This is a genomic window from Bradyrhizobium sp. DN3 (assembly GCF_041357655.1).
Taxonomy (GTDB): domain Bacteria; phylum Pseudomonadota; class Alphaproteobacteria; order Rhizobiales; family Xanthobacteraceae; genus Bradyrhizobium.
This window is the reverse complement of sequence record NZ_JAULLN010000033.1, coordinates 1-25,730: the sequence shown is the minus strand read 5'-3', so window position 1 is coordinate 25,730 and position 25,730 is coordinate 1. Positions and strand designations below refer to the sequence as shown.

The 25,730-nt window shown below is 61.5% G+C and carries 27 protein-coding genes and 1 pseudogene; 8 read left to right on the top strand and 20 right to left on the bottom strand.

Annotated features, from left to right (window positions below; all coding sequences use genetic code 11):
* The first annotated feature begins 3 nt into the window (after positions 1–3).
* Positions 4–996, top strand: coding sequence for a 3-hydroxybutyryl-CoA dehydrogenase (locus AAE027_RS33975; RefSeq protein WP_370989719.1), 993 nt, complete (start codon positions 4–6; stop codon positions 994–996).
* On the opposite strand, the gene AAE027_RS33970 is transcribed toward AAE027_RS33975, so the two are convergent.
* The 6 genes from AAE027_RS33970 to AAE027_RS33945 form a co-directional block, all read right to left on the bottom strand.
* Positions 993–2,039: a 2,5-dihydroxypyridine 5,6-dioxygenase NicX family protein gene (locus tag AAE027_RS33970; protein WP_370989720.1), complete on the bottom strand. Its 1,047-nt coding sequence runs from the start codon at positions 2,037–2,039 to the stop codon at positions 993–995. The two genes, AAE027_RS33975 and AAE027_RS33970, sit on opposite strands and share 4 nt — an antisense overlap.
* Before the next feature lie 36 nt (positions 2,040–2,075).
* Positions 2,076–2,843 carry an ABC transporter permease gene (locus AAE027_RS33965; RefSeq protein WP_370989721.1) on the bottom strand — a complete coding sequence of 256 codons (768 nt, stop codon included), beginning with the start codon at positions 2,841–2,843 and terminating at the stop codon, positions 2,076–2,078.
* Positions 2,840–3,625, bottom strand: a complete 786-nt coding sequence (locus AAE027_RS33960; RefSeq protein WP_370989722.1) for an ABC transporter permease — start codon at positions 3,623–3,625, stop codon at positions 2,840–2,842. The genes AAE027_RS33965 and AAE027_RS33960 overlap by 4 nt, the downstream gene beginning before the upstream one ends.
* Complete coding sequence (locus AAE027_RS33955) at positions 3,622–4,467, bottom strand: ABC transporter ATP-binding protein (protein ID WP_370989723.1); 846 nt, start codon at positions 4,465–4,467, stop codon at positions 3,622–3,624. The genes AAE027_RS33960 and AAE027_RS33955 overlap by 4 nt, the downstream gene beginning before the upstream one ends.
* Before the next feature lie 123 nt (positions 4,468–4,590).
* The gene (ilvD, locus tag AAE027_RS33950) at positions 4,591–6,285 is read right to left on the bottom strand and encodes a dihydroxy-acid dehydratase (protein WP_370989724.1); all 1,695 of its coding nucleotides are present in this window, start codon (positions 6,283–6,285) and stop codon (positions 4,591–4,593) included.
* A 76-nt stretch (positions 6,286–6,361) separates the two neighbouring features.
* Positions 6,362–7,345, bottom strand: coding sequence for an ABC transporter substrate-binding protein (locus AAE027_RS33945; protein WP_370989725.1), 984 nt, complete (start codon positions 7,343–7,345; stop codon positions 6,362–6,364).
* Between the two features lie 177 nt (positions 7,346–7,522).
* On the opposite strand from AAE027_RS33945, the gene AAE027_RS33940 reads away from it, so the two are divergent.
* Positions 7,523–8,440 (top strand): NAD(P)-dependent oxidoreductase, encoded by a 918-nt coding sequence (locus AAE027_RS33940; protein WP_370989726.1) that lies wholly within the window; start codon positions 7,523–7,525, stop codon positions 8,438–8,440.
* A gap of 12 nt (positions 8,441–8,452) precedes the next feature.
* Here the strand turns inward: AAE027_RS33940 and AAE027_RS33935 are convergent, their stop codons facing one another.
* The 5 genes and pseudogenes from AAE027_RS33935 to AAE027_RS33915 all read right to left on the bottom strand — a co-directional run.
* The gene (locus AAE027_RS33935) at positions 8,453–9,016 is read right to left on the bottom strand and encodes a flavin reductase family protein (RefSeq protein WP_370989727.1); all 564 of its coding nucleotides are present in this window, start codon (positions 9,014–9,016) and stop codon (positions 8,453–8,455) included.
* Between the two features lie 9 nt (positions 9,017–9,025).
* A complete protein-coding gene (locus AAE027_RS33930; RefSeq protein WP_370989728.1) occupies positions 9,026–10,231 on the bottom strand; it encodes an acyl-CoA dehydrogenase family protein in 1,206 nt (401 codons plus the stop codon).
* Between the two features lie 114 nt (positions 10,232–10,345).
* Positions 10,346–11,617: a CaiB/BaiF CoA transferase family protein gene (locus AAE027_RS33925; protein WP_370989729.1), complete on the bottom strand. Its 1,272-nt coding sequence runs from the start codon at positions 11,615–11,617 to the stop codon at positions 10,346–10,348.
* 242 nt (positions 11,618–11,859) lie between these two features.
* Entirely contained in the window at positions 11,860–12,288 is a 429-nt protein-coding gene (locus AAE027_RS33920) for a GNAT family N-acetyltransferase (RefSeq protein WP_370989730.1), read from the bottom strand.
* Positions 12,289–12,694: 406 nt separating this feature from the next.
* Positions 12,695–13,315 (bottom strand): annotated as a pseudogene (locus AAE027_RS33915) (PBSX family phage terminase large subunit); the annotation flags it as partial.
* Between the two features lie 588 nt (positions 13,316–13,903).
* On the opposite strand from AAE027_RS33915, the gene AAE027_RS33910 reads away from it, so the two are divergent.
* Positions 13,904–14,845, top strand: a complete 942-nt coding sequence (locus AAE027_RS33910; protein WP_370989731.1) for a hypothetical protein — start codon at positions 13,904–13,906, stop codon at positions 14,843–14,845.
* A gap of 144 nt (positions 14,846–14,989) precedes the next feature.
* Here AAE027_RS33910 and AAE027_RS33905 read toward each other — a convergent pair whose 3' ends face one another.
* Positions 14,990–15,247 carry a hypothetical protein gene (locus AAE027_RS33905; RefSeq protein WP_370989732.1) on the bottom strand — a complete coding sequence of 86 codons (258 nt, stop codon included), beginning with the start codon at positions 15,245–15,247 and terminating at the stop codon, positions 14,990–14,992.
* Positions 15,248–15,893: 646 nt separating this feature from the next.
* Between AAE027_RS33905 and AAE027_RS33900 the strand changes: the two genes are divergently transcribed.
* The 3 genes from AAE027_RS33900 (at position 15,894) to AAE027_RS33890 (ending at position 18,290) form a co-directional block, all read left to right on the top strand.
* Positions 15,894–16,130: a hypothetical protein gene (locus tag AAE027_RS33900; RefSeq protein ID WP_370989733.1), complete on the top strand. Its 237-nt coding sequence runs from the start codon at positions 15,894–15,896 to the stop codon at positions 16,128–16,130.
* Positions 16,131–16,193: 63 nt separating this feature from the next.
* Positions 16,194–16,538 carry a response regulator gene (locus AAE027_RS33895; RefSeq protein WP_370989734.1) on the top strand — a complete coding sequence of 115 codons (345 nt, stop codon included), beginning with the start codon at positions 16,194–16,196 and terminating at the stop codon, positions 16,536–16,538.
* A gap of 225 nt (positions 16,539–16,763) precedes the next feature.
* Positions 16,764–18,290 carry an FAD-dependent monooxygenase gene (locus tag AAE027_RS33890; protein WP_370989735.1) on the top strand — a complete coding sequence of 509 codons (1,527 nt, stop codon included), beginning with the start codon at positions 16,764–16,766 and terminating at the stop codon, positions 18,288–18,290.
* 153 nt (positions 18,291–18,443) lie between these two features.
* On the opposite strand, the gene AAE027_RS33885 is transcribed toward AAE027_RS33890, so the two are convergent.
* The 7 genes from AAE027_RS33885 to AAE027_RS33855 all read right to left on the bottom strand — a co-directional run bounded on the left by AAE027_RS33885 (position 18,444) and on the right by AAE027_RS33855 (position 24,003).
* On the bottom strand, positions 18,444–20,099 hold the full coding sequence (locus AAE027_RS33885; protein ID WP_370989736.1) for an AHH domain-containing protein: 1,656 nt from the start codon (positions 20,097–20,099) through the stop codon (positions 18,444–18,446).
* Positions 20,100–20,507: 408 nt separating this feature from the next.
* The gene (locus AAE027_RS33880) at positions 20,508–21,131 is read right to left on the bottom strand and encodes an imm11 family protein (RefSeq protein WP_370989737.1); all 624 of its coding nucleotides are present in this window, start codon (positions 21,129–21,131) and stop codon (positions 20,508–20,510) included.
* 190 nt (positions 21,132–21,321) lie between these two features.
* On the bottom strand, positions 21,322–21,645 hold the full coding sequence (locus AAE027_RS33875) for a hypothetical protein (RefSeq protein ID WP_370989738.1): 324 nt from the start codon (positions 21,643–21,645) through the stop codon (positions 21,322–21,324).
* 186 nt (positions 21,646–21,831) lie between these two features.
* Positions 21,832–22,467, bottom strand: coding sequence for an imm11 family protein (locus AAE027_RS33870; protein ID WP_370989739.1), 636 nt, complete (start codon positions 22,465–22,467; stop codon positions 21,832–21,834).
* Between the two features lie 45 nt (positions 22,468–22,512).
* The gene (locus tag AAE027_RS33865) at positions 22,513–22,743 is read right to left on the bottom strand and encodes an imm11 family protein (protein WP_370989740.1); all 231 of its coding nucleotides are present in this window, start codon (positions 22,741–22,743) and stop codon (positions 22,513–22,515) included.
* A 78-nt stretch (positions 22,744–22,821) separates the two neighbouring features.
* Positions 22,822–23,610 (bottom strand): DUF4261 domain-containing protein, encoded by a 789-nt coding sequence (locus AAE027_RS33860; protein ID WP_370989741.1) that lies wholly within the window; start codon positions 23,608–23,610, stop codon positions 22,822–22,824.
* Positions 23,611–23,805: 195 nt separating this feature from the next.
* On the bottom strand, positions 23,806–24,003 hold the full coding sequence (locus AAE027_RS33855) for a hypothetical protein (protein WP_370989742.1): 198 nt from the start codon (positions 24,001–24,003) through the stop codon (positions 23,806–23,808).
* A gap of 333 nt (positions 24,004–24,336) precedes the next feature.
* On the opposite strand from AAE027_RS33855, the gene AAE027_RS33850 reads away from it, so the two are divergent.
* A complete protein-coding gene (locus AAE027_RS33850) occupies positions 24,337–24,537 on the top strand; it encodes a hypothetical protein (protein ID WP_370989743.1) in 201 nt (66 codons plus the stop codon).
* Positions 24,534–24,749, top strand: a complete 216-nt coding sequence (locus AAE027_RS33845; RefSeq protein ID WP_370989744.1) for a hypothetical protein — start codon at positions 24,534–24,536, stop codon at positions 24,747–24,749. Before AAE027_RS33850 ends, AAE027_RS33845 begins: the two co-directional genes overlap by 4 nt.
* A 112-nt stretch (positions 24,750–24,861) precedes the next feature.
* On the opposite strand, the gene AAE027_RS33840 is transcribed toward AAE027_RS33845, so the two are convergent.
* Positions 24,862–25,110, bottom strand: a complete 249-nt coding sequence (locus AAE027_RS33840; protein ID WP_370989745.1) for a hypothetical protein — start codon at positions 25,108–25,110, stop codon at positions 24,862–24,864.
* Positions 25,111–25,730 lie beyond the last annotated feature (620 nt).

The window sequence follows — 25,730 nt, the reverse complement described above, 5'->3', positions numbered from 1 at the left end:
TCGATGACCAATCGCGTCAATATCGTCTGTCTCGGGGCCGGCCGCATGGGACGCGGTATCGCCGTCGCATTCGCCTATGCGGGGCACAGGGTCACGATGATCGACATCAAGGCGCGCTCCGCGGACGATTTCGCCAAGCTGGAGGCGGACGCGCTCGGCGAAGTCAGGAAGACCTTTGCCAGCCTGTCGAAGCTGGGGCTATTGACCGATGCGGACGTCGATCCGCTCATCGCGCGGGTCTCAGTAGTGGCGGCCGGCGAAAGCGGTGCAGCGCTCTCCGAGGCCGCTATGGTCTTCGAGGGCGTTCCTGAGGTCGTCGAGCTCAAGCGGAAGGTGCTGGCGGCCGCCTCAAGGCAAGTCGGCCCGGACACGATCATTGCATCGACGACGTCGACCATCCTCGTCGACGATCTCTCCGGCGCGATCGTGAATCCTCGCCGCTTCCTCAACGTGCATTGGCTCAATCCGGCCTATCTGATCCCGCTGGTCGAGGTTTCGCCTGGCAAGGCCACCGATCCCGCCATCATCGACGAGGTCAAGGTGCTGCTCGAGGGCATCGGCAAAGTTCCCGTGGTCTGCGCAGCGACGCCGGGCTTCATCGTCCCGCGCATCCAGGCGCTGGCGATGAACGAGGCCGCTCGTATGGTTGAGGAGGGTGTCGCCAGCGCGGAAGAAATCGACAAGGCGATCCGCTACGGCTTCGGCTTCCGCTACGCCGTGCTCGGCCTGCTCGAATTCATCGACTGGGGCGGCGGCGACATCCTTTACTATGCGAGCCGCTATCTCGAGGGCGCACTCGGCAGCGACCGCTATCGGGCGCCAGAGGTGATTTCGCGCAACATGAGCGAGGGACGAATTGGCCTGCGGACGGGCGCGGGCTTCCTCGACTATTCCGGCCTCGATGTCGATGCCTATCGTGTCGAGCGACTCAAAGCCATGGTCGACCTGCTCCGCCACTTTGGCCTGGCGCGGCCGCCGGTGGTCGATCGCGGCTAGCCGAAGACGTCCTGAAGCACACCTTCACGGACGACGGCAACGCCGTCGAGTTCGATGGTGGTTCCCATCATTGGCAGATCGAAATGACCTGCCGTGTAGCGGCCTGCGAATTCGTTCGCGCCGGTCGAGAACAGGAAATTGCCGGACACAGCGCGAAGCTCCGTGCCATTGGTATCGCGCTGGTCGTACATCGAGAGCGCCTCGTACCGCGCGCCGGGGTTCATGCCAAAACCGACATGCGAGACCGCATAGGCTTCGCGATCGCCCCAGGCGGCGAGATAGCTGCGCATCATCGCGGCATCTGTACCTTCGCCTTCCAGCTCGATGACATAATCGTCCTTCAGCGTCATCTTCACCGGCGACGTCAGATAACGCTTGAAGGTGAGATTGATGTCACCGGGCGCCATCACCAGCGTGCCGTTGATGGTGCCGCTCTTGGGAAAGCTGACGACGATTCCACCGGGCCAATGCGCCAGCGTGCCGGGTTTGTCGGTCCAGCCCCACACACCGACCGTGGAGGCTCCGACCATATCAACATCGAGAGCCGTTCCTGCTTTTGAAGTGACCCGCATCCGCTTGGTCCCGCGCAGCATTTTTGCCGCGGCACGAACGCGTTTCTCGAGCGCGGGATCTGGCACCATCCGCTCCAGCGCCTCGGGATGCTCATTCGAAATCACCAGAATGCGCGCGCCCGCCTTGAGAATTTCGGGTGTCTCCACCGCGTGCATCAGGCCCTCGATGGTGCAATCCACCACAAAGCCGGCCTGCTGAAGCGCGCTGATCACCGGCCCCAGCCGCTGGATCGCCTCGCTCGCCCCGGTCGAGCGAACCGGAACGACATGACGGTTACGCGATGTCGGCATCACCACATGAAACGGTCGTGCTCCCATCCGCAGCAGCGCGAGCTCCGCCAGGTGCACGTTCAACGCACGCGACTGGGTTTCCGAGAGGATCGCCGCGGTATCGCCGGCCTTGACGGCGCATCGCTCAAAGATCTCGCAGAATGCGTCGATCCATTTTGCCTCGATGCGATCAGCCAGCATGGTTCACTCCCTGTCTTCAGAATTCTTATTTGTCTGTTACGCTTCGGGGAAGCCCCGGAGCAGATACGATCGCACGGCCCCCAGCAAGCCGTTCAGGATCAAACCCAGCAGCGAGATCGTGATCAAGGGGACGAACATGTCCACGGCCTGAAAGGTTCGGGCTGCCGTCACGAGCGCATGACCTAGCCCATCCGTCGAGGTGATCATCTCGGCCAGAAACACCACGATGCAGGAGATGACAAGACCGATCCGGCAGCCGGTCAGGATCGACGGCATCGCCGCCGGCAGCACGACCTTGAAGAGGATTTCATAGCGCGGCGTCCCCGCCGCCATGGCCGACCAGATCAGCTTCTGCTCCACGGTCGACGCGCCGTAGTAGGTGGACAATAGAATGGGGAAGAGAGCATCGGCAGCCACCAATGTGATCTTCGACCCGTGGCCAAAGCCGAGCAGCAGCAGCAATGCTGGATAGAGAGCGACCTTGGGCAATGGCGCCAATACGCGCACGATCGGCCGAACCACTGCGTTGATCGCGGGATTGGCGGCGGCGGCGATGCCGATACTGACACCCAGCACGACCGCAATCGCGAACCCGGCAAACAGCCGGATCAGGGTGGCCGTGATCTCCTGCTGAAACGTCCACGTCACGAGCTGCTGGAATAACCGGCTGAAGACGTAGCCTGGAGGCGGCAGCAAAATCGCGGGTGCGAAGCCGAATGACACCAAGCCTTGCCACAACGCGACAACCAGCACGATCGGGGCAATGCCAAGAACGACGTTTGGGGCGAGAAGGCGCGACATCATGAGAAGCTCAGCGGCATGTCGAACTGAGGCTCGGACCAGCGCACAAGGCGGGCACGAACCCTTTCGAAAATCGCGTCGAGGCAGATTCCCATTGCCCCCACGATGATGATCATCGCAAAGACGGTGTCATATTGGCCCATGTCGAGCGCGTTGAACAGGATGTTCCCGGCGCCGGACTGGCGGGCGATCATCTCGCTGGTGATCATCGTGATCAGCGCCAGCACCAATCCCGTGCGGCAGCCGGTCAGAATTTCCGGCAGTGCCGCGGGCAACACGATGCGCACCAGGCGTTGCGCCGGAGAAAGCCCCATCGCGGCGCCTGACCACAGCATCTTCTCTTCCACAGCCTTGGCGCCTTCGAAGCTGTGATAAATCACTGGCAGGCTGACGCCGAGGAAGATCACCAACGTTTTCGTGATGTCGCCAACGCCCAGCCACAGCATGATGATCGGCATCAACGCCGCCTTCGGCACCGGATAGATCACCATCAGAAGCGGATTGAAGGAGGCCGCGACCGCAGCGCTACGTCCCATTAAAAGACCAAGTGGAATCGAAACAAGCACGGCCACGCCAAACCCGATCGCCATGCGGCGGAGCGAGGCCAGAATGTTGATCAGGGATTCCTTATCGCCAAGAATATCCGGGATCGCCCGGATCGCCTCGATCGCCGTCGGAAAACTGTCGTTCTTCAGCGCGAGTGACGCGACCTGCCACACCGCCAGCAATCCGATGCAGACGAGCACCGGGGCAGCGCGCTTGACTATGGCAGCCGACCACATCATGCGGGCGCGCCGGCTGCGTCGCTCTCATCGAACATGTGCTCGATATCGACGACGTATTTCTGATACCGTGGATCGAGCAACAGCTCGTTGCGACGGCGCGGCCGCGGCAGATCAATGTCGATGACCTGCCGGATGCGGCCGGGCGATTTCGACATCATGACGACCTTGTCGGAGAGGAAGACAGCCTCGTCGACCGAGTGGGTGACGAACAACACCGTCTTGCGATCACGCTCCCAGATGTTCAAGAGATCGTTCTGCAAGCGGGTCCGGGTATGCGCGTCGAGCGCACCGAACGGCTCGTCCATCAACAGGACTTCGGGATGGTAGGCGAGCGTTCGCGCCAGCGCGACGCGCTGCTTCATGCCGCCCGACAGCTCCTTGGGATAGAAGTTCTCGTAGCCCTTGAGGCCGACCATTTCGATCAAGGCCCGGCTCTGCGCTTCAGCTTCCGCCGTCCGCACGCCCTGCTGGCGCGGGCCATACATCACATTGCCGAGCACGGTCTTCCAGGGGAATAATGCGAATTCCTGGAAAACCGGTCCGCGATCCGGTCCCGGCCCCCTAATGGCCTGCCCCTTCATCTTCGCCGCGCCGCTGGTCGGGCTGACGAAGCCCCCGACGATGTAGAGCAGGGTGGACTTGCCACAGCCGGACGGACCGAGGATTGAGACAAATGCGCCCTCGTCGATCGTGAGCGAGATGTCCGATAACGCCACATGATCCTTGCGCGCCGAGGTTTGAAAAACCTGCGAGACGCGGTCGATCTGAATGATCGCAGAAGCCCGGTTTTGTAACGTCACCGGTTTCACCCATTCACTCGATCTCGAAGGCACTACCGTCATCCCGTCGCTCGCCTCACTTGCGCGTAAACATTACTCGACGAACCTGCCGAACGTTCACCTTCAGCGGCACGAGCTTAGCAAGAAACCTGCCAGACAGTGGTCGTTTTCGCACCCGGCGGTGCGTCATCCGAACCAGGGCCATTCCGCAGGCCCCTCATGCGTGACTGCTCCACCCGGTGCCTGGCCAACCAATCTCGCATATTTCGCCAGCGCGCCGGCACGATGACGCGGCGGGCGAGGCTTCCAATCGCGTCGGCGCACCGCAAGTTCCTGCTCTTCGACCAGCAGATCCATCCGCCGGTTTGCGGCATCAATCCGGATCCTGTCGCCGTCACGAACAAGCGCCAGGGGACCGCCAACAAACGCCTCAGGGGAGACGTAGCCGATGCACATGCCGCGGGTCGCGCCAGAAAACCGTCCGTCGGTAATCAGGGCCACTTTCTCGCCCATGCCTTGCCCGTAGATCAGCGCGGTGACCCCAAGCATCTCGCGCATGCCGGGGCCACCAACCGGCCCTTCATTGCGGATCACCAGTACCTCGCCCGCCTTGTAGCTGCGGTCGCGAACCGCTGCGACGCAAGCCTCCTCGTCTTCAAAAACGCGTGCGACGCCTTCGAAGAACTGGCTCTTCAATCCCGCAACCTTGATCACTGCGCCGTCGGGACAGAGGTTGCCCTTCAGCACCGCCACGCCGCCATCGGGCATGATCGGCGCGCGGGCCGCGTAAACGACCTCGCCATCGGGTGCATTGGCTGCACCATATTCTTCGGCAAGCGTGCGGCCCGTGATGGTGATGCAGCTACCATCGATATGCCCGCTCTGGATCAATTCACGGATCACCACGGCGGCGCCGCCAATATCGTAGACATCCTTCGCCGTATATTTGCCTCCGGGCCGCAGATTCCCGATCAGCGGTGTCCTGGAAAAGATCTCGCCGACGTCATCGATGGTGAACGCGATGCCCGCCTCGTTCGCGATCGCCGGAAGATGCAGGGCGGCATTGGTCGAACCTCCCGTCGCAGCGACAATCGCGGCGCCATTCTCCAGGGACTTTCGCGTCACGATGTCGCGCGGCAGTGGGCCGCCGCGTTCCAGCATCTCCATGATCAGGCGTCCGGCCCGGCGTGAGATCTGCGCGCGCTCGGCGTAGACACCGGGGACCATCGAGACGTTGGGGATGGTGAGGCCCATCGCCTCCGAGACCATCCCCATCGTATTCGCGGTGAACTGACCGGCGCACGCACCGATCGTCGGCAGGCAGGCGCGCTCGATCCGCTCGAGCGTGGCGCCGTCGATCTCACCGGTCATGAAGCTGCCGACGGCCTCATAGGAGTCGAGCACCGTCAGGATCCGCCCGTCCACGCGGCCCGGCAGCGAGCTGCCGCCGTAGATGAAAATGGATGGCACGTTGCAGCGAACCATGCCCATGATCACGCCGGGAAGCGTCTTGTCGCATCCGCCATATCCGATCAGGGCATCGTAAGCCAGACCATGGACGACTGCTTCGATGGAGTCGGCGATCAGCTCGCGCGAAAACAGGGAGAACTTCATCCCCTCATGATTCATGCTGATGCCGTCGGAAACCGACACGGTGGAGAATTCCCGCGGTGTGCCACCGGCCTCCTCGATTCCGGTCTTGGCCGCGGCGACCTGAAAGTCGTGGGTCATATTGCAGGGCGTCTGCTCGCCCTTCATGCTGACGACGCCGACCATCGGCTTGGCGATCGCGGCGTCGTCGAGACCCATTGCGCGCATGAACGCACGATGCGGGGCTCGATCGAGACCGTCTGTGGTGACCCGTGATCGCAACTTCTTCATACGTGCATCTTCTTCATGCTACGTCCCGGATGAGCCGGGACGCCACGATCCCTCCTCGGACAATTCGCCCGCTCGCTTATTGCAGCGGAGCGACGATAGTCGGATGCTTGAACTGTGAGACATCCAGTTTCGGCAGCATTCCTGTCTCTGCATAGATATCCAGCATCTTCTGGATCGCGGGGAAATTCGGTGCCGCACCTGGATCGCGGCCGAAATCGTTGTCCTTGAGCAGATATGTTTCGAGCACTGGAACGGGCGCTTTCAGCACCTCGGACACGACCTTCAGGGTCTCTTCGCGGTTTGCCAGCGCCTTCTTCATGCCCGACGTGATGTCGCGGACATAGGCCTTGACCAATTCCGGGTTCTTGTCGACGAAATCGGCACGGCAGGCTTCCAGGATATGCACGATGTTCGGCATCACCTGCGACAGCGAGAACAGCTTTCGAGTGCCACCCTTTGCCTCCGCGCGCGCGGCAAAGGGCTGGTTCATGTTGACTGCATCGACGCGGCCCTGCCGGAGCGCGTCTTCGGAGACGGCAAATCCGACTTCGACCAGCTTGATGTCCTTGCCCGGATCGACGCCATTCTGCTTCAGGAGCAGGTTGAACGGCCCCTGCGTGCCGCCGCCGATCACCGAAATGCCGACGGTCTTGCCCTTGAGATCGGCGATCGTCTTGATCGGCGAGTTATCCATGACGGCCCAATAGACCGAGAAGCCGCCGGGCTTCTCGAAGACGTGCTGTGCCACGATATAGGCCTTGAGATTGCCGCCGACCACGCCATTGGCGAGCGACAGCGGCGCCTGTGTCGCGCAATCCAGCGCCCCGGCTGCAAGTGCCTGCGTCATCGGCGCGGTGCCCTGAAACTGGGTCCATTCGATGTTGTAGGCCTTGCCGAGGTTGGGAAACTCGGCCGGGCGGCGCATCATCCAGTACTTGGATTCTTCGGCCGGGATCGTCCAGCCGACGCGGATGGTCTGCTGCGCCCGCGACGGGCCTGAGCCCGCGATCACGGCCGCAACCGCGCTCAATGCCAGGATCCATCTCGAAACGGTTCGCATCGTGCCCACTCCGCTGCTCCGGCGCCGACGGGCGCCACCCAACCCGACCGGTCCAAATGTTTCATGGTTCAAACAATCAGGCAAGCCATGCATGCGCCACGGTGCCACCGAGCGATGCGCCATGTAAGGTCAGCTAGCGGTCGCGCGACGTTGCGCTGCGACAGAAGGAGGCAACCTATGGCTGATACGAGCAGGACAAACCCGCAAGAGGTCGAAAGTCTCGGCTATATCGGCCTTGGGCTCATGGGCGCACCGATGACCCGGCGCCTGCTCAGGGCTGGCCATCAGGTCACCATCTGGAACCGATCGCAGGACAAGATGGCTCCGCTCGTCGAGGCCGGCGCAAGCCGCGCAGATACGCCCCGCGACGTGATGGCAAGCTCGGAGATCGTCTTCATGTGCGTGACGGACGCCGCCGCCGTCGAAGAGGTGATCTTCGGGCGCGATGGTCTTTCATCGGCTCCCGGCGCCGGCAAGCTTGTCGTCGACTTCTCGTCGATTCATCCTGACGCCGCACGAAACCTTGCAACGCGACTGAAAGACGCGAACGGTACCGGCTGGATCGATGCGCCAGTGTCCGGGGGCACGAAGGGCGCTGAGGAAGGCACCCTTGCGATCATGGCTGGCGGAGAAGCGGCCGACATCGAGAGGGTGCGGCCCTATGTGCTGGCCATGGCGCGCAGGTTCACTCACATGGGCCCGATCGGCGCCGGCCAGACCACAAAGCTGTGCAATCAGGTGATCGTCGGATGCGCGATGGCCGTCCTCGCGGAAGCAACACGCCTTGCCGTGAACGCCGGAATTGACGCGAACCGATTGCCCGAGGCGCTCGCCGGCGGCTTCGCGGATTCCATCCCGCTCCAGCTCTTCGTGCCGCGGATGGTTCAGGGCATTCACACCCCGCCGCTCGGGCACATCGCCACAATGCTCAAGGACCTCGACACGGTCGCCGATGTCGCACAGGCGACGTCGACGCCGGTGCCGATGGCCTCGCTTGCGGGGCAACTTTTCAGGTTGGCGAAGGCAGCGCGAGGCGCGGAAGCGGACGCGCTGGAGATCTACAAGCTTTCAGCGTCGGAGCGTCAAGCTGTCTAGGGCGGCAGCGCGTTACGGTGCCTTCTTGCGCTCATCGTCGGCCAGAAAGCGACCGAACGTCCCGCGCGCGAAGAGCAGCGGCTCCTTCGCGCCGTAAGCATAAGCCTCGACTGCGCCGAGAAAGATCACGTGGTCGCCGCCATAGTAGCGATTGACGGAGCGGCATTGGAAATTGGCGACGCTGTCTGCCAGCACCGGCGCACCGCCAAGCCCCGGCGCCCAATCGACGCCGGTGAATTTGTCGTCGGACGATTTTGCGAATTTGTTCGCGAGCGCCTGTTGCGAAGCACCAAGCACGTTGACCGTGAAATGACTGGCGTTCTGGAATACGGGCAGACTCGAGGAATAGACGACGAGGCTCCACAAAACCAGCGGAGGATTCAGCGAGACCGAGGCAAACGAATTGCAGGTCAGGCCGTAGGGCTTCCCGTCAGCAGCCGCGGCCGTGATGATCGTCACGCCTGTTGCGCAGGTGCCGAGCGCGTTGCGAAAATCGCGTGGATCGATCGACGAGCTGTCGCTCGCGAATTCGTTGGCTGGATCGGGAACGGCCGGCTGCTTCGGCAGATCATTCATCGGCCGGCCTCACAGCGTGAGATTCTCGGACGGCAGGCCCAACGCCACGCGTCCGTAATTGGTCCCGGCCGCGTCGAAGTTGAACGCGAGATGCGAGTTGATCGCGTGCGCATCGCGGAACTGCCGCTGCAGCACGCCCGTCGTGAACAGGCCGCGCGCTCCGCTCGCGGCAAACAGCATGGAGACCGCCTCGGTGCACAGATTTACCGAAAAGGCTCCATCACGCCGATGTCTGGTCTTGGTCGCCATATCAGGAATACGACAGCACCGAGCGTCCTCCATCGCTTCCAGGCAGGCCGAGCGCATGATCAGGCGCGCCGCATCGATCTTCGCCGAGGCCTCCGCGATCTTGATCTGCGTGCTTTGAAAGTCGCTCAGCTTGGCACGGTTGTAGGTCGAGATGCGATGACGCGCGACCTCGGCATAATCGTCGAGGCACGCCTGCGCGTTTCCCAGCGCGACACCGGAGAGGACGTAAGGAAACAGCGAGAACACAGGGAGCGCATACAGCGGATTCGGATTGACCTTGCTTCCCGGCGTTGGGCCCCCGGCGAGATCGCCGACGGCGACCGTCATATAATCAGGCACAAAGGCGTCCTTGACCTCCACGTCGCAAGATCCCGTCCCGCGCAATCCCGCGACATTCCAGGTGTCGAGGACATTATAGTCGCCTTTCGGCAGCAAAAAGATCCGGTATGCGATGCCATCGGCTTCGTCGTCGGAGTAAACAACGCTTGCAAGCATATTCCATTCGCAGGAGGCGACGCCCGAGGAGAACGGCCAGCTACCATGCAGCCGATATCCACCCGCGACCCTCGTAGCGCGCCCGGCCGGAAAAATGAACGACGACGCAATCAGCACGTCCGGATCACCGTCCCAGACCAGATCCTGCGCCTTCTGCTCGAACATGCCGAGCATCCAATGATGGCTCGCCAAATTGGCGAGGTTCCAAGCCACCGAGGCATCCGCCGATCCGAGCAGCTCGGCGCAGTCGATCAGGGCGACATAGTCAAGCTCCGCGCCGCCAATCCGTCTCGGCTGGAGCATCCGGAACAGGCCGGCGTCGTGAAGATCCTTTTCAGTCTCCGGCGGAAGATGCCGTAGCTCCTCCGTCCGCGCCGCCCGTTCTCGCAGCCGCGGGAGGAGCGCCCGGGCCTTCGCGATCATTGCCGCATAGGCGCGTTCACCGGCTTCCAGTCCAGCGGGCTCGCTCATGCTCGGCTCTCGACCAGGCGCCATTCGTATCCCTCGCTCTCACACATTTATGCGGCGGGACCTTCGCCAAATCAAGTCGAGGCCGCGCTCGCAGTGCGGTCGCGTGGTACCTGCCTAGCTCAAATCGGTCGAAGGCTTGGCCGATCCAAAGGCGCCCTTTTCGGCGAACTCCGCGATGCGACGTTCGTCGTAGCCGAGCGTATCGTGCAAGACTTGCTTCGTATGCTCACCCAGCAGCGGAGCAGCCACGGGATCAATGGCCCCAGTCAGGCTCATCGCAATCGGCGGCTCGATGTTGGGGACCCAGTCTGCTGTACGATGCGGAATCCGGCTCAAGCGGTGGCGCTCGCGCGCTTCCGGCGCATTGAACCCCTCCTCCACCGTCCGGAGATAGCCGACCGGGATATTGGCCAGCTTCATCTTTGCCATCCAGCTCTCGAGTGTATCGCTTGCGAAGACCTCGGCGATAGCCGCCCGCAGGAGCTCCTTGTTCTCGGAGCGCGCTTTCCGCGTCGCAAATTGCGGATCGTTGATCAGATCGGGCCGGTTGAGCACCTCGACCACGAGTCGGCGATAGAGCCGGTCGTTGGCGCAAGCCATGTAGAGCGGCCCATCGGAGGCCTCGTAGACGCCGACGGTGGGAGATCCGCTCGGCGAATTGCCAAACCGGCCAGGATTCTCGCCGTTGATCAGATAGGCCATGCCGTAGAAACCGGTCATCCCCATCGCAATGTCGAACAGAGCGACCTCGACATGCTGCCCGCGACCGAGCCGGTCCCGCGCCAGTAAGGCCAGCAGGATGGCGTTGCAGGCCGACATTCCCGTGGCCATATCCACGATCGGCGGACCGGTACGAACCGCCGGGCCGTCGGCAAACCCGTTGAGCGACATGAAGCCGCTTTCCGCCTGCGTGATGGGATCGAAGCCCGGACGCGAAGCGAACGGTCCGGTGCGTCCGTAGGCGGAGATCGAGCAGTAGACCAGCCGTGGATTGAGCGAAGCGACAGCTTCGTAATCGAGGCCGAATTTCTTCATGACCCCGCTGGAAAAATTCTCGACGACGACGTCCGCCTTGCGGATCAGGTCGAGCGCGATCTCGCGAGCCTCCGGCACGGTAAGGTCGAGCACGATGCCGCGCTTGTTGCGGTTCAGGCTGAGATAGGCGGCACTCTCTCCACCGATTTCGGCGTGTTCGTAGGCGCGTGTGTCGTCGCCGCCGTCGGGGTTTTCAATCTTGATGACCTGCGCGCCGAAATCAGCAAGCGTCTGTGTGCAGGCCGGCCCGGCGACGACACGCGTAAAATCGACGACCAGCAGACCATCGAGCGCAGTTTGCCCTCCCGTCGCCCGCGACGAACGTTCCGGCAATTGAGGCTTGGTGGGCATTGAAAGCGCTCCTTTACATCGGCTTATAGCCGCCGAATTTCCTGCAAGATCGAACTTAAAGCGCGGCGCCACCGACTTCGCAAGTGTTTCACCTGCATCGCCTGAAAACGCAAAAAAGGCCCGGCAGCCATCGGGCTGCCGGGCCTCTCGACATTCTGCGCATATAGGCTGCGCCACATCTCTTACGGACTATTCGACGTTACGGGCCGCGTTCCGCATCACGGGAAACACCGCTCCACCGCTCAGCGCAGCCACTTTCGCCAGTAGAGCGTATGCGACCAGGCCCAGGGTATCTCGGGCTCATAGAGCCGATAGCCCGCCTCGATGAAATTATTGGCGGATACCGGATTGTCCGTCGTATCCGAAACGACGCTGTCCCATCCGATACGGCGCCCCCTTGCCTCGATCGCCCGCATCAACCTGATTTGAAGCCCGTGCCCCCAATGCCGCCGCAAGACCCCAACTCTTGAGAAGTAGCCGCCATTTCGCACGTGCGTCGACGGTACAACACCGGCAAAGGCGACCGCGTCATCGCCGTGATAGGCCAGCCACCACGCTCCAATGTCGAACCGAGGCATCGCCGCGGCATCGAAAAACGTCAGCTGGTGCAGATCGGCCAAGGTGTCGGCAACGTCATCATCAGACGCATCGACCACACGAATTCTGTACATGGCATACCCATTAGCGAGGAGCGACCACGATCCGTCGCGCGGCGACGTCGTCGCCGCACAGGCCTCACTTGCCCAGCACGACCTTGACGCCCAGCCAGACGGCCCCCATCAGACCGGTGGCGAGCACCGTGATCACGGCTTTGAACGTATAGCTCTGAGCCTGTTCCACACTCTTCCGCCATCGCCGCAGGTGCTGGAAGTCTGCCCTGAGCTCGCTGCCAACCCATTGCACGATCCAGATCGTGAAGGCATCCGCCGCAGCGCCCGCGCCGCCAATGTCGATGAAGGCGCGCAGCGGCAGCAGCGGATCGGCCGCGACTTTTCCGATCCGTCCCTGAGCGCGAGCCTCCGACAACAGCGAGGCGAAATAGGCGCCCTCGAAGGCGCTTGCATACTCGCCTTCCCAGATGTGATCGTAGCGCTCCGGATAGAGCTTCTGGTCGAGCAATCGCTCCTCCTCGAGCACGTCAGGAAACCAGGGATTGTCGCGCCAGTTGGCCTTGACGACGACGGCCCCGTCAGGCTGTCGCCCGCGCAAAAAATCGTCGATCGCATCGCTCTTGCGACGCGGATTCCAACTCGCCCATAGCTCGGAGTCCTTGGCACGGATCGTCGGCCGCAGCAGCGCAAGGCTGCGCGCGCTCAAGCTTTGCGCCTCGTCGATCCAGGCGATGCGAAACCCCTCCAATGATTTGATCGAGTCGGCCGTGTGATCCTGAAGCCCGCGGAAGATGATGAGCCCGTCCCCGGGCGTCTCGATCTTGTCGCTGTAGAGCTTGAAGCCGTGGCCGAGGCGAAGGCTCGCGATCTTGCCTTCGATCAGGCGCTTGGAAGATTGCGCCAGCGTCCGCTGCGCCTCACGAATGCAGACTGCGAGCGTGCCGCGCTCGGCCTGGCAGGTCTCGACCAGCAGTTCGCCGAAGAAATGCGATTTGCCCGAGCCGCGTCCACCGTAAACGCCCTTGTAGCGCGCAGGTTTGAGCAGCGGCTCGAAGATCTTGGCGGTTGGAATTTTTAGAATGGACAATGGGTGCGCTCGCTCGCCCTAGGGCAGGCCGATGCGCCTGCGCCACGTTGCGGACCAGTCTTCGTTGTTCGGGGTGTCGGGTTGTCCCTGCTGAGCTCGGGTCAGGAAGAATCTGATGAAGGAGGCCGTTCTTGTCTCTGATCGAGATCGTTCCCCACTTATCCTCACCAGCATTCTCGACCACGCCATCCACCGGCGATCGCACGGCCGGATTGCTCTTGTTCAGACGAAGCCTCTCGTCCGCCCACATAGTTGAAGTCGATACCTCGATGCGGATTGGATGAGCCAGTTGGCCTGTTCGTCGTCTCTCCATATCCGCTCGTAACATGAGGTGCCACGCGCCCGGCGGGTTGCAAAATGCGCCGCATCATGTCTTCCCAGGACATATCCAACTCTCCATTTCATGAGACGCAAGCCGACACGCCCGACCCATACCCTGCGATCCGCAACTTCGGTCGGCTTGCTCAACTAAAAATAATCGCTTAACTATCTCACCCGCAGGGGTGCGCAGGTGCGGACATTCGATCCAACTAGGCACGGGAGGTTTGCTCGAGGAAGTCGTCAGTCCTCAGAGTTCTGGATGATGCAATGCTGGTGCTCACACTGGCCACATTCACGTCCGCCGCCTTCGCACAGGGCGGGCCTGCACCGGCATTCGACAAGTGGCGTCCCAAGGCCGGCGTCTATGCCGAGCCCGGCAAGAATTTCCAGTCCAACTGCAATGAAAGCGGCGGCCTTACGATCGATCTCGGCGAGAAATCGGTCAGCGGTTACGAATGGGTCTGCGACGTCAAGAAAATCACCGATCTTAGCTTGGGCTCGCTGAACGTTGACATGGTCTGTGACGACTACAATCTGGCGCAGAACCTCAACCCTCGCGATCCCAACTGGGCAACCAGACAATTCAACGAGGTGATGTTCATCAAACGGCTCGATACGGCGGCGATCTCCGTCCAGAAGAGCCTGAATGGGAAGCTCAAGGATCCTCCCTGGCGTGCGGCCTACTGCCCTCTGAAGACACAGCGCGCGCTTGCCGAGGCCACGTTGAGAGCCAAGGTAGAGGCCAAGCAGAAGGCCGAGGAAGCCAAGCGGAAGGCCGAAGTGGAGCTCACTCTCAAGAGCGCTCATCCGCAAGATGGCGTCTATGCCGCGCCGGGCGCCGATTTCGAGGACCGTTGCGCGAAATTCAGCGACACGGTCGTTACGTTCGCAAGAAAGTCGATCGTTACTGCCTCGAACAAGTGCGATATCCACCGCACGCGTGTTCAACTCCCCGACACCGTCAGGGTCGGTGCCGATTGCGCATTGCAGCCCGATTCAGGCGGGGACGCCGTCAGCGTACAGAATCTCGACATCACTCCGGACCGTGAGAACCTGATGTTCAAGAAGATCGACGACAAGACCGTCATCCTCTGGATCATCAAGGACAGACACTTCACCGGCGACGGCCGAAAGCTGTCCTATTGCAGCGACCAGGTGCAGCGCGCCTATGCCGGGCAACGCCGGACCAACAAGCAGACCAGGAACTAGCGAGAGAATTACCGTGACGAAGAACCCGCGCTCATTGCGCGGCGCGGGCTGAACCAACTCAATCTCGATGATGCCATTCTGCCAGTGTTTTGCCCGACGTGTCAAACGATCAATCGAAAATTCCGAATCGAGATTTCCATTAGCTCAGGCTTCGCGCTCGACATCGGCATCGCTCGCATCCTTCGGATGCACGATGACGCGCTCGACCCGATGAACCAATTCCAGCGGCAAGTCGTCGCCGTTCTCGACCGGCTGCGCGGCCTTGCCCCAACCGCGGTCGAGGATGGCGTTGGCCGCCGAGACACGAGCTGCGGGCGTTGCGTCATCGCTGCGCATGATGCCGACGAGCACTCGGATGGCTGTCCTGGTGTGGCTGCGCGCCAGCGAGCGGATCTCGGTCAACGTCCGCGCTCTGGACGTTTTTCTCGTCGCGGACAAACGAACCGGCGCGCTCTCAAGCTCGCCTTCGGCCTCCCCGCTCAAGACAACGTTTCCCACAGCACGATTGCGATGAGATTCGCGAGCGCGAGCGATATCAGGTAAGCGGTCATCGTCCCTCCCTAAGTAAGAAAATGCGCGGCAGATCGCGCAATGCGGCGCGATCGTTTCGGGCGCGAACCCTATCTCCGGTCCCGGAGACCGCAGCGGCGCGGGCAACGGGCCCTGCGCCGCGGGCCGGCACGTTCGCGCGTGCACGGCCAGCAATGGTTCGGACGGCGGCACGCCGATCGGCGCTCCCTCAACGCGTATCAAGCAAGTGCGTGGCCGCAATGCGTGGGCCGCCGTCCGATTCTGGAATCGAGAACGAAAAAACCCGCGGCGGATGTTGTCCGCGCGGGTGAACCAAACTCGTCTCGATGATGTCATTATGCCGGTGTGTTGCCCGACGTGTCAAAACCTATGTTGAAAATAAAACAGCCCGCCGCAGATATTCTCCGCGCGGGCTGAACCAAACTTCTTTCGATGATGCCATTCTGCCAGTGTTTTGCCCGACGTGTCAAACGAACTTACGGGCCCGGCGATAGTTAGCCGATCAGGAGGATCGGCAATGACACTGAAGGCTACGTCACCAAAGACATCGCGAAACCTGCCCGGGGCCAAGCCGCGCAGCGATAATAGGCCGCACAGCGATAACAAGCCGCGCATCGACAAGGCGCGCGATACGCAACAAGCGATCATTGAAGATTCCGGCGAGACCGAGGACGGAGATCGCGACCTCGTGCACGGCGATGGCGGCACCATCGACCTTCCCACGAAACCCGGCGATTTGTCGAAGGACGATTAGGCTTGCCGGAACTTACCCGACGAGAGGCGCGTTTATTCGGTCGTCAGAAGGAACGTTCGTTCGATGAGTCACACTGTCCTGGTTGTTGACGACGACGCCGCCGTCCTCGACGTGATCGTCGGCATGCTGGAAGATCTTGGCTGCCAGGTGATCAGCGCCCAAAACGGTCCGGATGCGCTCGATCAGCTCAACGAGAACCAGGACATCTCCATCCTGATCACCGACATCAACATGCCCGGCATGGATGGTCATGAACTGGCCGAGTTGGCCAAACGGGTCCGCCCCGAGTTGACGGTGCTTCAACTATCCGGTCGCGAACCCCGGCGCGGCGGCCTGCCGATGATCAGGAAGCCGTTCTCGTTCGAGGAACTCGCCGACATCATGCAGCGAACCGCCGGCATTTGCTGACCAGCATGCCAAAAGAAAACCCGCAGCGGATTGCTCCCGCGCGGGCTGAACCAAACTCTTTCGATGATGCCATTCTGCCAGTGTTTTGCCCGACGTGTCAACGCGGCAAACGCGGAGCGGCAAGCCCTTCCTCCCAGCTAGATATGTGGTGCGCGAGGGGCTTGCTTCAAGTCCCCGTCCCTGCCGTAGAACCCGTGGCCCAACAACACGTCGAGGGGTCACGCCATGCCTGTATTGCTTCCGACTGCCTGTTCACGCCAGCAAGCGCATCGCGCCGGCGCGAGGACCGCGGCGATGGCCCATCATGCCGTGGTGATCGCCGGCGCTGGCCCAACCGGCCTGATGCTGGCCGCGGAGCTCGCGCTCGCCAACGTCGAGGTCGCCGTGGTCGAGCGGCGCGCGAACCAGGAGCTAGTCGAGACGCGCGCCGGCGGATTGCACGCCCGCACGATCGAGATCCTCGATCAGCGCGGCGTCGCCGACCGCTTTCTGCGCGAGGGCCAGATCACCCAGCTCGCCGGCTTCGCCTGGACGAGGCTCGACATCAGCGATCTCCCCACCCGCCACGCTTACGGCCTCGCGCTGCGGCAGAGCCGCATTGAGCGCATCCTGGCCGGCTGGGTCGAGGAGCTCGCGGTGCCGGTCTATCGCAATGCCGAGGTGACGGGTTTTGCGCAGGACGAGACCGGCATCGATATCGCGCTGACGGGCGGAAAGACGCTGCGCGCAAACTATCTCGTCGGCTGCGACGGCGGTCACAGCCTGGTGCGCAAAACCACCGGCATCGACTTCGCCGGTTTCGATCCGACGCTCAGCAATCTCATGGCCGAGGTCGAGATGAGCGAGGCGCCGGCCTTGGGCCTGCGTCACGACGCGCTCGGCTTTCACGGCCTCAGCAAAACGGAGAGCGGACGCGTGCTGGTCGTCGTGACGGAAGCAACGCTCGCGCGCACCGGCGAGCCCACTTTGCGCGATCTCAGCGACGCCCTCGTCGCGGTCTACGGCACCGACTTCGGTCTCAAGAATCCCGCCTGGATCTCCCGCTTCACCGATGCTGCACGGCAGGCCGTGTCCTATCGCAGGGGACGCGTGCTGCTCGCCGGCGATGCCGCGCATATCCATCACTCCGTCGGCGGGCAAGGCCTCACCACCGGCGTGCAGGACGCCGTCAATCTCGGCTGGAAGCTGGCGCAGGTGGTCAAAGGCATCTCGCCCGACAGCCTGCTCGACAGCTACCATGCCGAACGCCATCCGGTGGCCGCGCGCGTCCTGCAAAACACCATGGCGCAAATCGCCCTGCTCCGCCGCGGCGACGATGGCCGCAAGGCCGCGCGCGACGTGATCTCCGATCTGCTCGCCATGGACGAGCCGCGCCGGCGTTTTGGTGCGATGATGAGCGGGCTCGACATCCGCTATGATCTCGGCGAAGGGCATGCGCTGCTCGGGCGCCGCATGCCGAATCTCGATCTGACGGTCGAAGGTCAGAAGCTAAAACTGTTCACGCTGCTGCACGGCGCGCGCGGCGTGCTGCTCAATTTTGGCAAGCGAGGCGGCATAGAGATTGCGCCCTGGGCGGATCGCATCGGTGTCCTCGATGTCGCCTATGACGGCCCATGGGAGCTACCGGCCATCGGACAGGTCGTCGCGCCAGGCGCAGTGCTGGTGCGGCCCGACGGGCATGTGGCCTGGGTGGGAGACGAGAGCGGACTTGAGGACGCGCTGACGAGGTGGTTCGGACCGGCTGCCGCGTAGCGCACGCACGTGTCGGATGCTCCAAAGAAAGAAAGCCCGCGGCATCCCGCGGGCTTGATGTGGACTTCTTCGACGATGCCATTCTGCCAGTGTTTTGCCCGACGTGTCAAACGAACGAGCTCGACGGCATACACGACTCCATAATCAGTGTCTTCATTCCGGGCGAAGCAACGGCCCTATCCAGCGCGAGAACCACTCCTCCGCGTCGTTGTGCGGATTGCCCGGACCATCCACTCCGAAGATCGGTGGTGGAATGAGGTAGCTCGGCTCATCCGCGAACGCACCAATAGGCTTGCCCGTCTGCGGTGGCCGGCCGTCAGCGGTCGGCACTATCCAGCTGCCAAACCGCTCCTTGAATTCCGAGGAAGGCAGATAAGGGACCGGCGCACTCCCGGACGTGAACACGCTGCCCGCGTTCGAGGCATTGACGCGGGTAAGACGCCGGACATCTTCGGGCGCGACAGTTCCTGCGGCTGGAGAGGGCGGCACCTCAGGTCCGCCTTGGGCAGGTATGGTGCCAACTGGAGTGTCGGTCCAGTTTCCGAAGCGATCGGTAAAGGTGCTGGCGTGACCCGCTTCTTTATCAAACGGGGAGAATCCGGCTAGCGGCCATCCGAATGATGCGGAATAGCCGGTGCTGTTGGTGGGGTTGTCGGCAATACCGCCATTGCCGAACGTGTTATATGCAGGCGCGCCCGCGGAGAAAACTCCTCTGTCGCTGGCCGCCGCGCTCCCCGTAGCCTCGCCTTTAACGCTCTGCGCCCTTGCGGGGATGCTACCCGCCGCCGCGCCCCCCAAGAGAAGCAGCAGCCAAGCGGGAATGAACGGAGCCGCCACACTGAACGCGGCCGCTCCGGCCATCCACGGGAGAAGATCTTGGGCCAGAGATGAGCCGTTACTCGAAGGACCGCCGATCGGGGGATTGTCGTAGAATGGGAGCGGCCAACCGGTCATCGGGTCGAATTTGAGAACCAACGGGTCCGACGGCGTGGCGGTGGTCGGAGGCAATTGACCGAGCCGATGTTGAGCCGGACTTGGCACGGGAAAAGCCGGCAGCACACCTGTGTAGCGCGGATCAATTCGCGTGAGCCTTTCTTGTTCGTTCAGCCCGGCGAGAGAAGGTAAACTGTAGCCCGGCAGCGGCGGAAAGTCGCTCGGGTTGGGTGGTGTCGAGCCGGGTGTGTGAAGAATGCTCGAAGAGGGATCGGACGCTTCGAACTTGGACCAATGCGTTCCGCCCAGGTCTCGATTGCCAGCCGTTATGTTGACGTCAGGATTGCGGGCAATCACCTCATCTAACAGTTTCTGCCTCTCCGGGTTATCCAGGTAGAGCAACCATTTGATCAGATGGTCCATACCGGCATTCGCTCCTCTTTGCTCGAGGTCTCTGACCGCTCGGAGTTGATCCGGATACTGACCGAGGTAAGCTTTGTGGTCTGTCAAAACCTTCGCAATGCCGTGATCGACCTCCTCTCGCGTTCTGTCGATGGGCACATTTGTGTAGAGATCGCCGTTGATGAATCCGACGCGCATTGCGTCGATGAGAGTCCTTATCTCGGCATATCGCTCGCTTGGACTCTCGATCTTTGCGATCTGATCAAGTTTGCCACAGACCGCTTTGATGTACATATCAACGTGTCTACCGGGATGAGGAGACACATTTAATTCCGCGGCAACCTTCCGATCTGCTGGCAAATAGATACGGTTTGTGGGAGCGTCGATATCGAACGTTTTCTTGTCTATACCGCGAAACGCGTCGTGGCTTCTAAAGCGCTCGGCAATAATGTGATGATCAAAGAAAATCGACATGCACCCTCACGAGTGGGTCTCACTAGGATGTGGCCTGATGAACTAGGGGATAAGGCGCGCGAGCGCGGTCGCAACGGGAAGTCCCGCGCGCTTGTCAAAGAGGATTCCTAGGGCATGGAGACGAAGCGCTCGATCAGATCATCCGCGATGGACGCGGCTCACGGAGCGCTGAATTATTCGCCAGTCGGAAGGACATGGGCGCTTGGCAGTTCTGTTTCCAATCGTACGAAGGAGTATCGGCGTGCCAACCGCCGTCTGCTCGCGTGTCGCTGGCCTTGTCCGCTAACAGAAATTGGTCCGCCTCGACTCTTCCGAGCCAGGGCCTTCCAACCTATTCAGGGTTGCGCCGCAGTCCGCGATCGAACCAGACCCCATTGCGCAGCAACGGGCCGGGCCGGCTCAGAGCTTTCAGACATCCTCAAACCAGATTCTCTTGAGACCTGCGGACTTACAGGCGTCCTTAAAGTCTTGATCGCATATGACGGCCGCTTCGTGGTGAGCCATACGGAAAACATGTGCTTTTCCGATCGCGGCCTCCCTGAAGACCAGTTTGGAGCCAAGTATTATCTCGTAATATTTCTTTCCATGATCGAGATAGCGGATATCGTCCCGGATTCCGATGATCAAGCGCGATTGCGCTTCATCAAGCGCGTCGAGGACGCGGACAACATCGCAGAGCCAATAATTCGGCCCATCGTAGCTGCCGTGCGGTACTCGCACATCGCATGGCACAAATACAAAGGCCTCCGGGTCAAGCCTCTCGAATACTGCCTTTGTCCGGTCCGAAATGAGCCACCAGCGGTAGTAGGGCTCTAGGTCATGCGGCAAATCACCGACTGATTTATCAAACACGACAGGCGCACGCGCGGTAGAAGCCGGCAGACGGGATACCTCATAGGGAGGAAGGATACTCTCGTCCTCTAGCCAATAGCCCGGCTTGCCTCCCACACGCCAGTCGGGGCTCATTCTGTAGAGGCGGCGTTTTCGTGCTCTGGGTGGCTTCGCAACAGAAATTGCTTTCTCGTCACTCATGACTGAGCCTCATTGAACATCGTGCCTGCAACGACACCAAGCGGAGACCACGATGAACTGCTCAACAACAAAGCCCGCGGCATCCCGCGGGCTTGATCCGAATTCTTTCGATGATGCCATTCTGCCAGTGTTTTGCCCGACGTGTCAAACGAACGATCTCGAACGATTTACACGACTCCATAATCAGTTTTCACTCCGGCGGAAGCAACGGCCATATCCAGCGCGAGAACCACTCCTCGGCGTCCTTGCGCGGATTGCCCGGACCATCCACTCCGAAGATCGGTGGTGGAATGAGGTAGCTTGGCTCGTCGGCAAACATACCGATCGGCTTGCTCGGCTGCGGTTGCCCGCTCTTAGCGGTCGGCACGGCCCAACTGCCAAACCGTTCGTTGAATTCCGTGGAAGGCAGATACGGGACCGGCGCACTCCCGGACGTGAACACGCTGCCCGCGTTGGACTCGTTGACCCGGGTGAGGCGCCGAGCATTTTCGGGCGCGACTGATCCGCGTGCCACGTAGCTGCTGTCGCCTTCGGCGTCTGCCGGATGACTTCGGGACAGCAGAGGTTTTGGCTACATCATGAAGATTGGGGAATCTATCCGCGCTGACGTCGCGCAAACGCCTTCGAACGCGAGCAATTTTCGTATGCGTCTATAGATGGGAGGCTAACGAGACTTTCGACGAACCTCAGCGCAAAAGGACTAAGGCCGAGCGTACTTCCAATTGGCGTAGGGATCTTGGAATCTCAGGTCTTTCAGACCGGCAGCTTTACAGGCGTCTTTCATGACTTGATCGCAAATAACTCGTCCGTCCAAGAAGCGTGGCCGGAAAATATGAGCCGAACCGATGACCTCTTCTCGAAAGACGAAGCTGGAATCCGCCATGTAACTGTACCGCCGGAAATCCGTCCCATCATCCAGGACTTCGACGTTCGACTTTTCCTCGTCGATTGCATCGAGCGTGCGTACGATATCGCAAAGCCAATAAGCGGGCGCTCCTCCTCTCAGCGACCGCGTTTCGCACCTCAGAAAGGCCACCCCCTCTGCATCCACAGCTTCGAGAACGCTCATCATCCGATCGGATGCGAGCCCAAAGTCGTGAAATAACTCCCAATCGACCGGCGGCCGCCCGAGAGATTTGTCGATCAGCAGCCGCGGTGTTTCAGAGAGCGGAGGAAAGCTTCGCTCGCCTTGTGGTGAATGCAGCACGGGGCCGACGCCCAAGGCGTCGAAATTTTCCATTTCCCAACCGGGCGGCCTGCGAATTCTGAAATCCAGTTCGACCCTATAGAGTTTTGGCGCCTTTTTCTTTCGCGCTCCATTACCGGACGCGGGCATTGATCGTCCCTCCCTTCGCCTATCGGCTCGGTTCACAGCACTATCTCAGAGCTTTGAAACGTCCTCAAACCGAATTCTCTTGAGGCCCGTGGACTTGCAGGCGTCCTTGAGGTCTTGATCGCATATGATAGCCGCATCGTAGTGTGCCACACGGAAAATAAAAATATGAGCGTTGCCGATTGCGGCCTCCCACCAAGCGGAGACCAGGATGAACTGCTCAACAATAAAGCCCGCGGCATCCCGCGGGCTTGATCCGGACTCTTTCGATGATGCCATTCTGCCAGTGTTTTGCCCGACGTGTCAAACGATCGGTCCAAGCAGCGCACCTAACCGCGTCTACGAGTAGGAAGCAGTTCATTGAGATGAGCGTGCGAAGTCGTCAGTACAGGAAAACACAGGCAAACCACCAAAAACCTCGGAATTCCTGTGCCGAACCGCGATACGCTCGCTCACGTTTGCGCCGATCGTGTCGCCATCCTTCACCACGTTTCCATGCTCGATCAGATAGACGGAAAATCCGGCCACCTTGTCGATCAGTACCGGCAACGTCAGCTTACCGGTCCTGAACTCAATCTCGCGCCCGACGAAAGCGGACAATCCCACCGTGATTGCGCCGATCTTCCCATCCGACTGGAAGGGAAGAATGTCGACCCACAGCGTGAAGGGATAGTCGGGGAACGGCGCAAACGATCGGCTGGACATGTCCAGCCAAAGATCAGACGGCCGCGCGACCTGGCCGGCCCACACCACGCCGCAGCATTCCGGCATTGCGGCGATCAACGCGCCGATGACTGCGGTGGTGAGACGCGCGGCGACGAGCGGTCGCTCGTTCTTTCCAAGCATTGAGACGATCAGGTGACCTCGATGCCGGGCAGCTACCGCCTTGCTCTCTGGCCACGTCCTGACAGCGCGCGCCCACAGGCCGGTATCCTCCGGAATGGGAGCCGGCATCGACATGACCGCAACGAGCTCATTGCCGCAGCGAATGAGCGGCGAGTTTGCCTGAGCCTGTTGCACACCTCCATTGTCCGTCGGCTCCGTCGCCAAATCCGGATGTCGGACGCGAAGGATCTTGCCAACGGCGGACATGTCGGGCGTTGCCGGACTGTCCAATAAGACCAAAGCGAGAAGCGAGCTACTCATCGACTAACCCCGCAGAAATCTGGGACGAAATTCGCTTCTCGCCCAAAGGTTGAACCATTCATCATTTAGAACAAAAGAGGAACATTGTCAATTAACGTTCCTTGCATGGCCGAACACCGAGAGCGAGCGCCCATGCCAGCCAAACCCGCGCGCTGCAAACCGGCCTACTGCCCACGATCGCCACCGCGCCGACGGTCAGCGCTCGTCCTCTGGCGAAGAGCTAGGCTCGCTGGCGAAAGGCTCGTGAGTCCTGCGGCCCAGGAACGTGTCCGGCACCGCCTGCTTCAGGATCTCCAACGATTGCGCCACGACATCGCGCATATAGGCGTTCTGCCTCGCGATGGCGGCAGCCTCGTCGTGAATGCGGTTCGTGTGATTGTCGCTAGCCGGCATGGCCGTGCTCCCTTGCTTTGCAGGCGGGAGCGCGCTCGGTCTCTCAGCCACCGACGCCCACGGACAGAGCCTTGGCCGGTGATGGCGGGTCAACGACCTGAGGCTGCCTTTGTTCAAAACTGGATATTACAAATTGCCTGCACTCAAGATGAGTAACTGGCACAAAGGACTGAACTTGCTCTCGAAATTAGCTCTCGCAGCATATCAAAAGATACTGACTCTCCACAAGCGGAGGCGTAGGGTTAATCCATCACCGCACGGCCCGTGGCATGAGATCGGTGATGAGAACGCCTGATTGCGCTCCCGCCCCACTTAGACAAAGGGAGATGCGCCATGCTGAAGCGGCGACGCTTCAAACAAACCAAGACACTTTCCGAACGGCTGGCAGACGAGGCCGCGCGCTGTCGCGACGAAGCCCGCGTGTTGGCGCCGGGACGCCGCCGCGAACTGCTGCTGCGCAAGGCGCGGCAGGATGAGACCGCCATGCAGATCGACGCCTGGCTGCATTCGCCCGGCCTGAGGACTCCGACATGAGCGATCACTGCCATCAATATCGCGCTTACCTCGTCGGCGATGATGGCGTCTTTCGCTCCGCCGAGGCGTTCGAGGCGGCGTCCGACGCCTCCGCCCTCAGCTTCGCGCAGCAGTTCACCCGGCACGGCAAGGTCGAGGTCTGGCAGCTCGACCGCAAGGTCGCCGTGCTGGAGCCCGAGCAGCCGCCGCCGAACCTGCTCACGCCTCAATGATCGCGCGCGCGATCGCGTCTTGAGATTCTCGATCTCAAACCAGAATGTCACCTAGCATCACGGGACCGCCGTCGTCGCGCACATCGATCGCCATCGCCCCCCGCAGGCCCGCTCATTCCTCCGTCAGTTTTCGTGCAATGTAGGCGTCCACCGTCTCCGCGAACGAGCGCTGCACGCCGACCGCGGCCCCGTGCTGGTCGCGTGCGTCGCGCTGGAGCTCGCACAGGCCGCGCCCACGCGCGCCGGCCGGCGTGATGGCCAGATACTGATCGATGGCATTTTCGGCGAGCGGGATCGCCTGGGGGTCTCCCCTCGCTATCAGGAGACGCAGGAGGCTCTGGCAATCGGCCAAACCCGACATGGGATTCGCGCCTCACCCGCGCGAGGATTTCGGCTTCGGCTTCCTGACCGGCTGAGTGTGGGTGCCGAACAGCGCCAAAAGCAACGCGACTTCTTCCTTCGAACCGATCTGGATCATGATTGTCTCTCCTTTTCGATCCGTTGGTCGGGGCCCGCGGCTGAGGAGTTCAGGACAATCGGGTTTCAGGATTGTTTCAGCCGTGTTTCGTGAGCCGCGAAAGTGCCCGAGCAGGATCGCGCACGCCCTCGATGCGCTGCTCGATGAGATGTCCGTGAACCTTCGAGACCGCAGCTTCGCCGGCAGAAGGCCCGCTGGACCGACTTCGATGCCGCAAGCCCGCCGCTGTCTCCGGAGGATATCGGCCGCGAGCGCGAGCTATACGGCGTGGGCGCGCGGCGATAGGCCGCGTCGGACCCCGCGAAGACGAAGGCCCCGCACTGCGGGGCATTTTTTATGTTGGAGTATCCAACCGACTAAGGCATGGACTCACTAAGCGACTGGCAGACCGATGTCCGGTCACCCCCCGACAGCGGCCGAAGAGCGGACATTCTCGGAGGTTACAGACGGGCCAGAAGCGGTCGTAGCGTCTAGTCAATCTACCAGCGACCATAAGGAAGTAG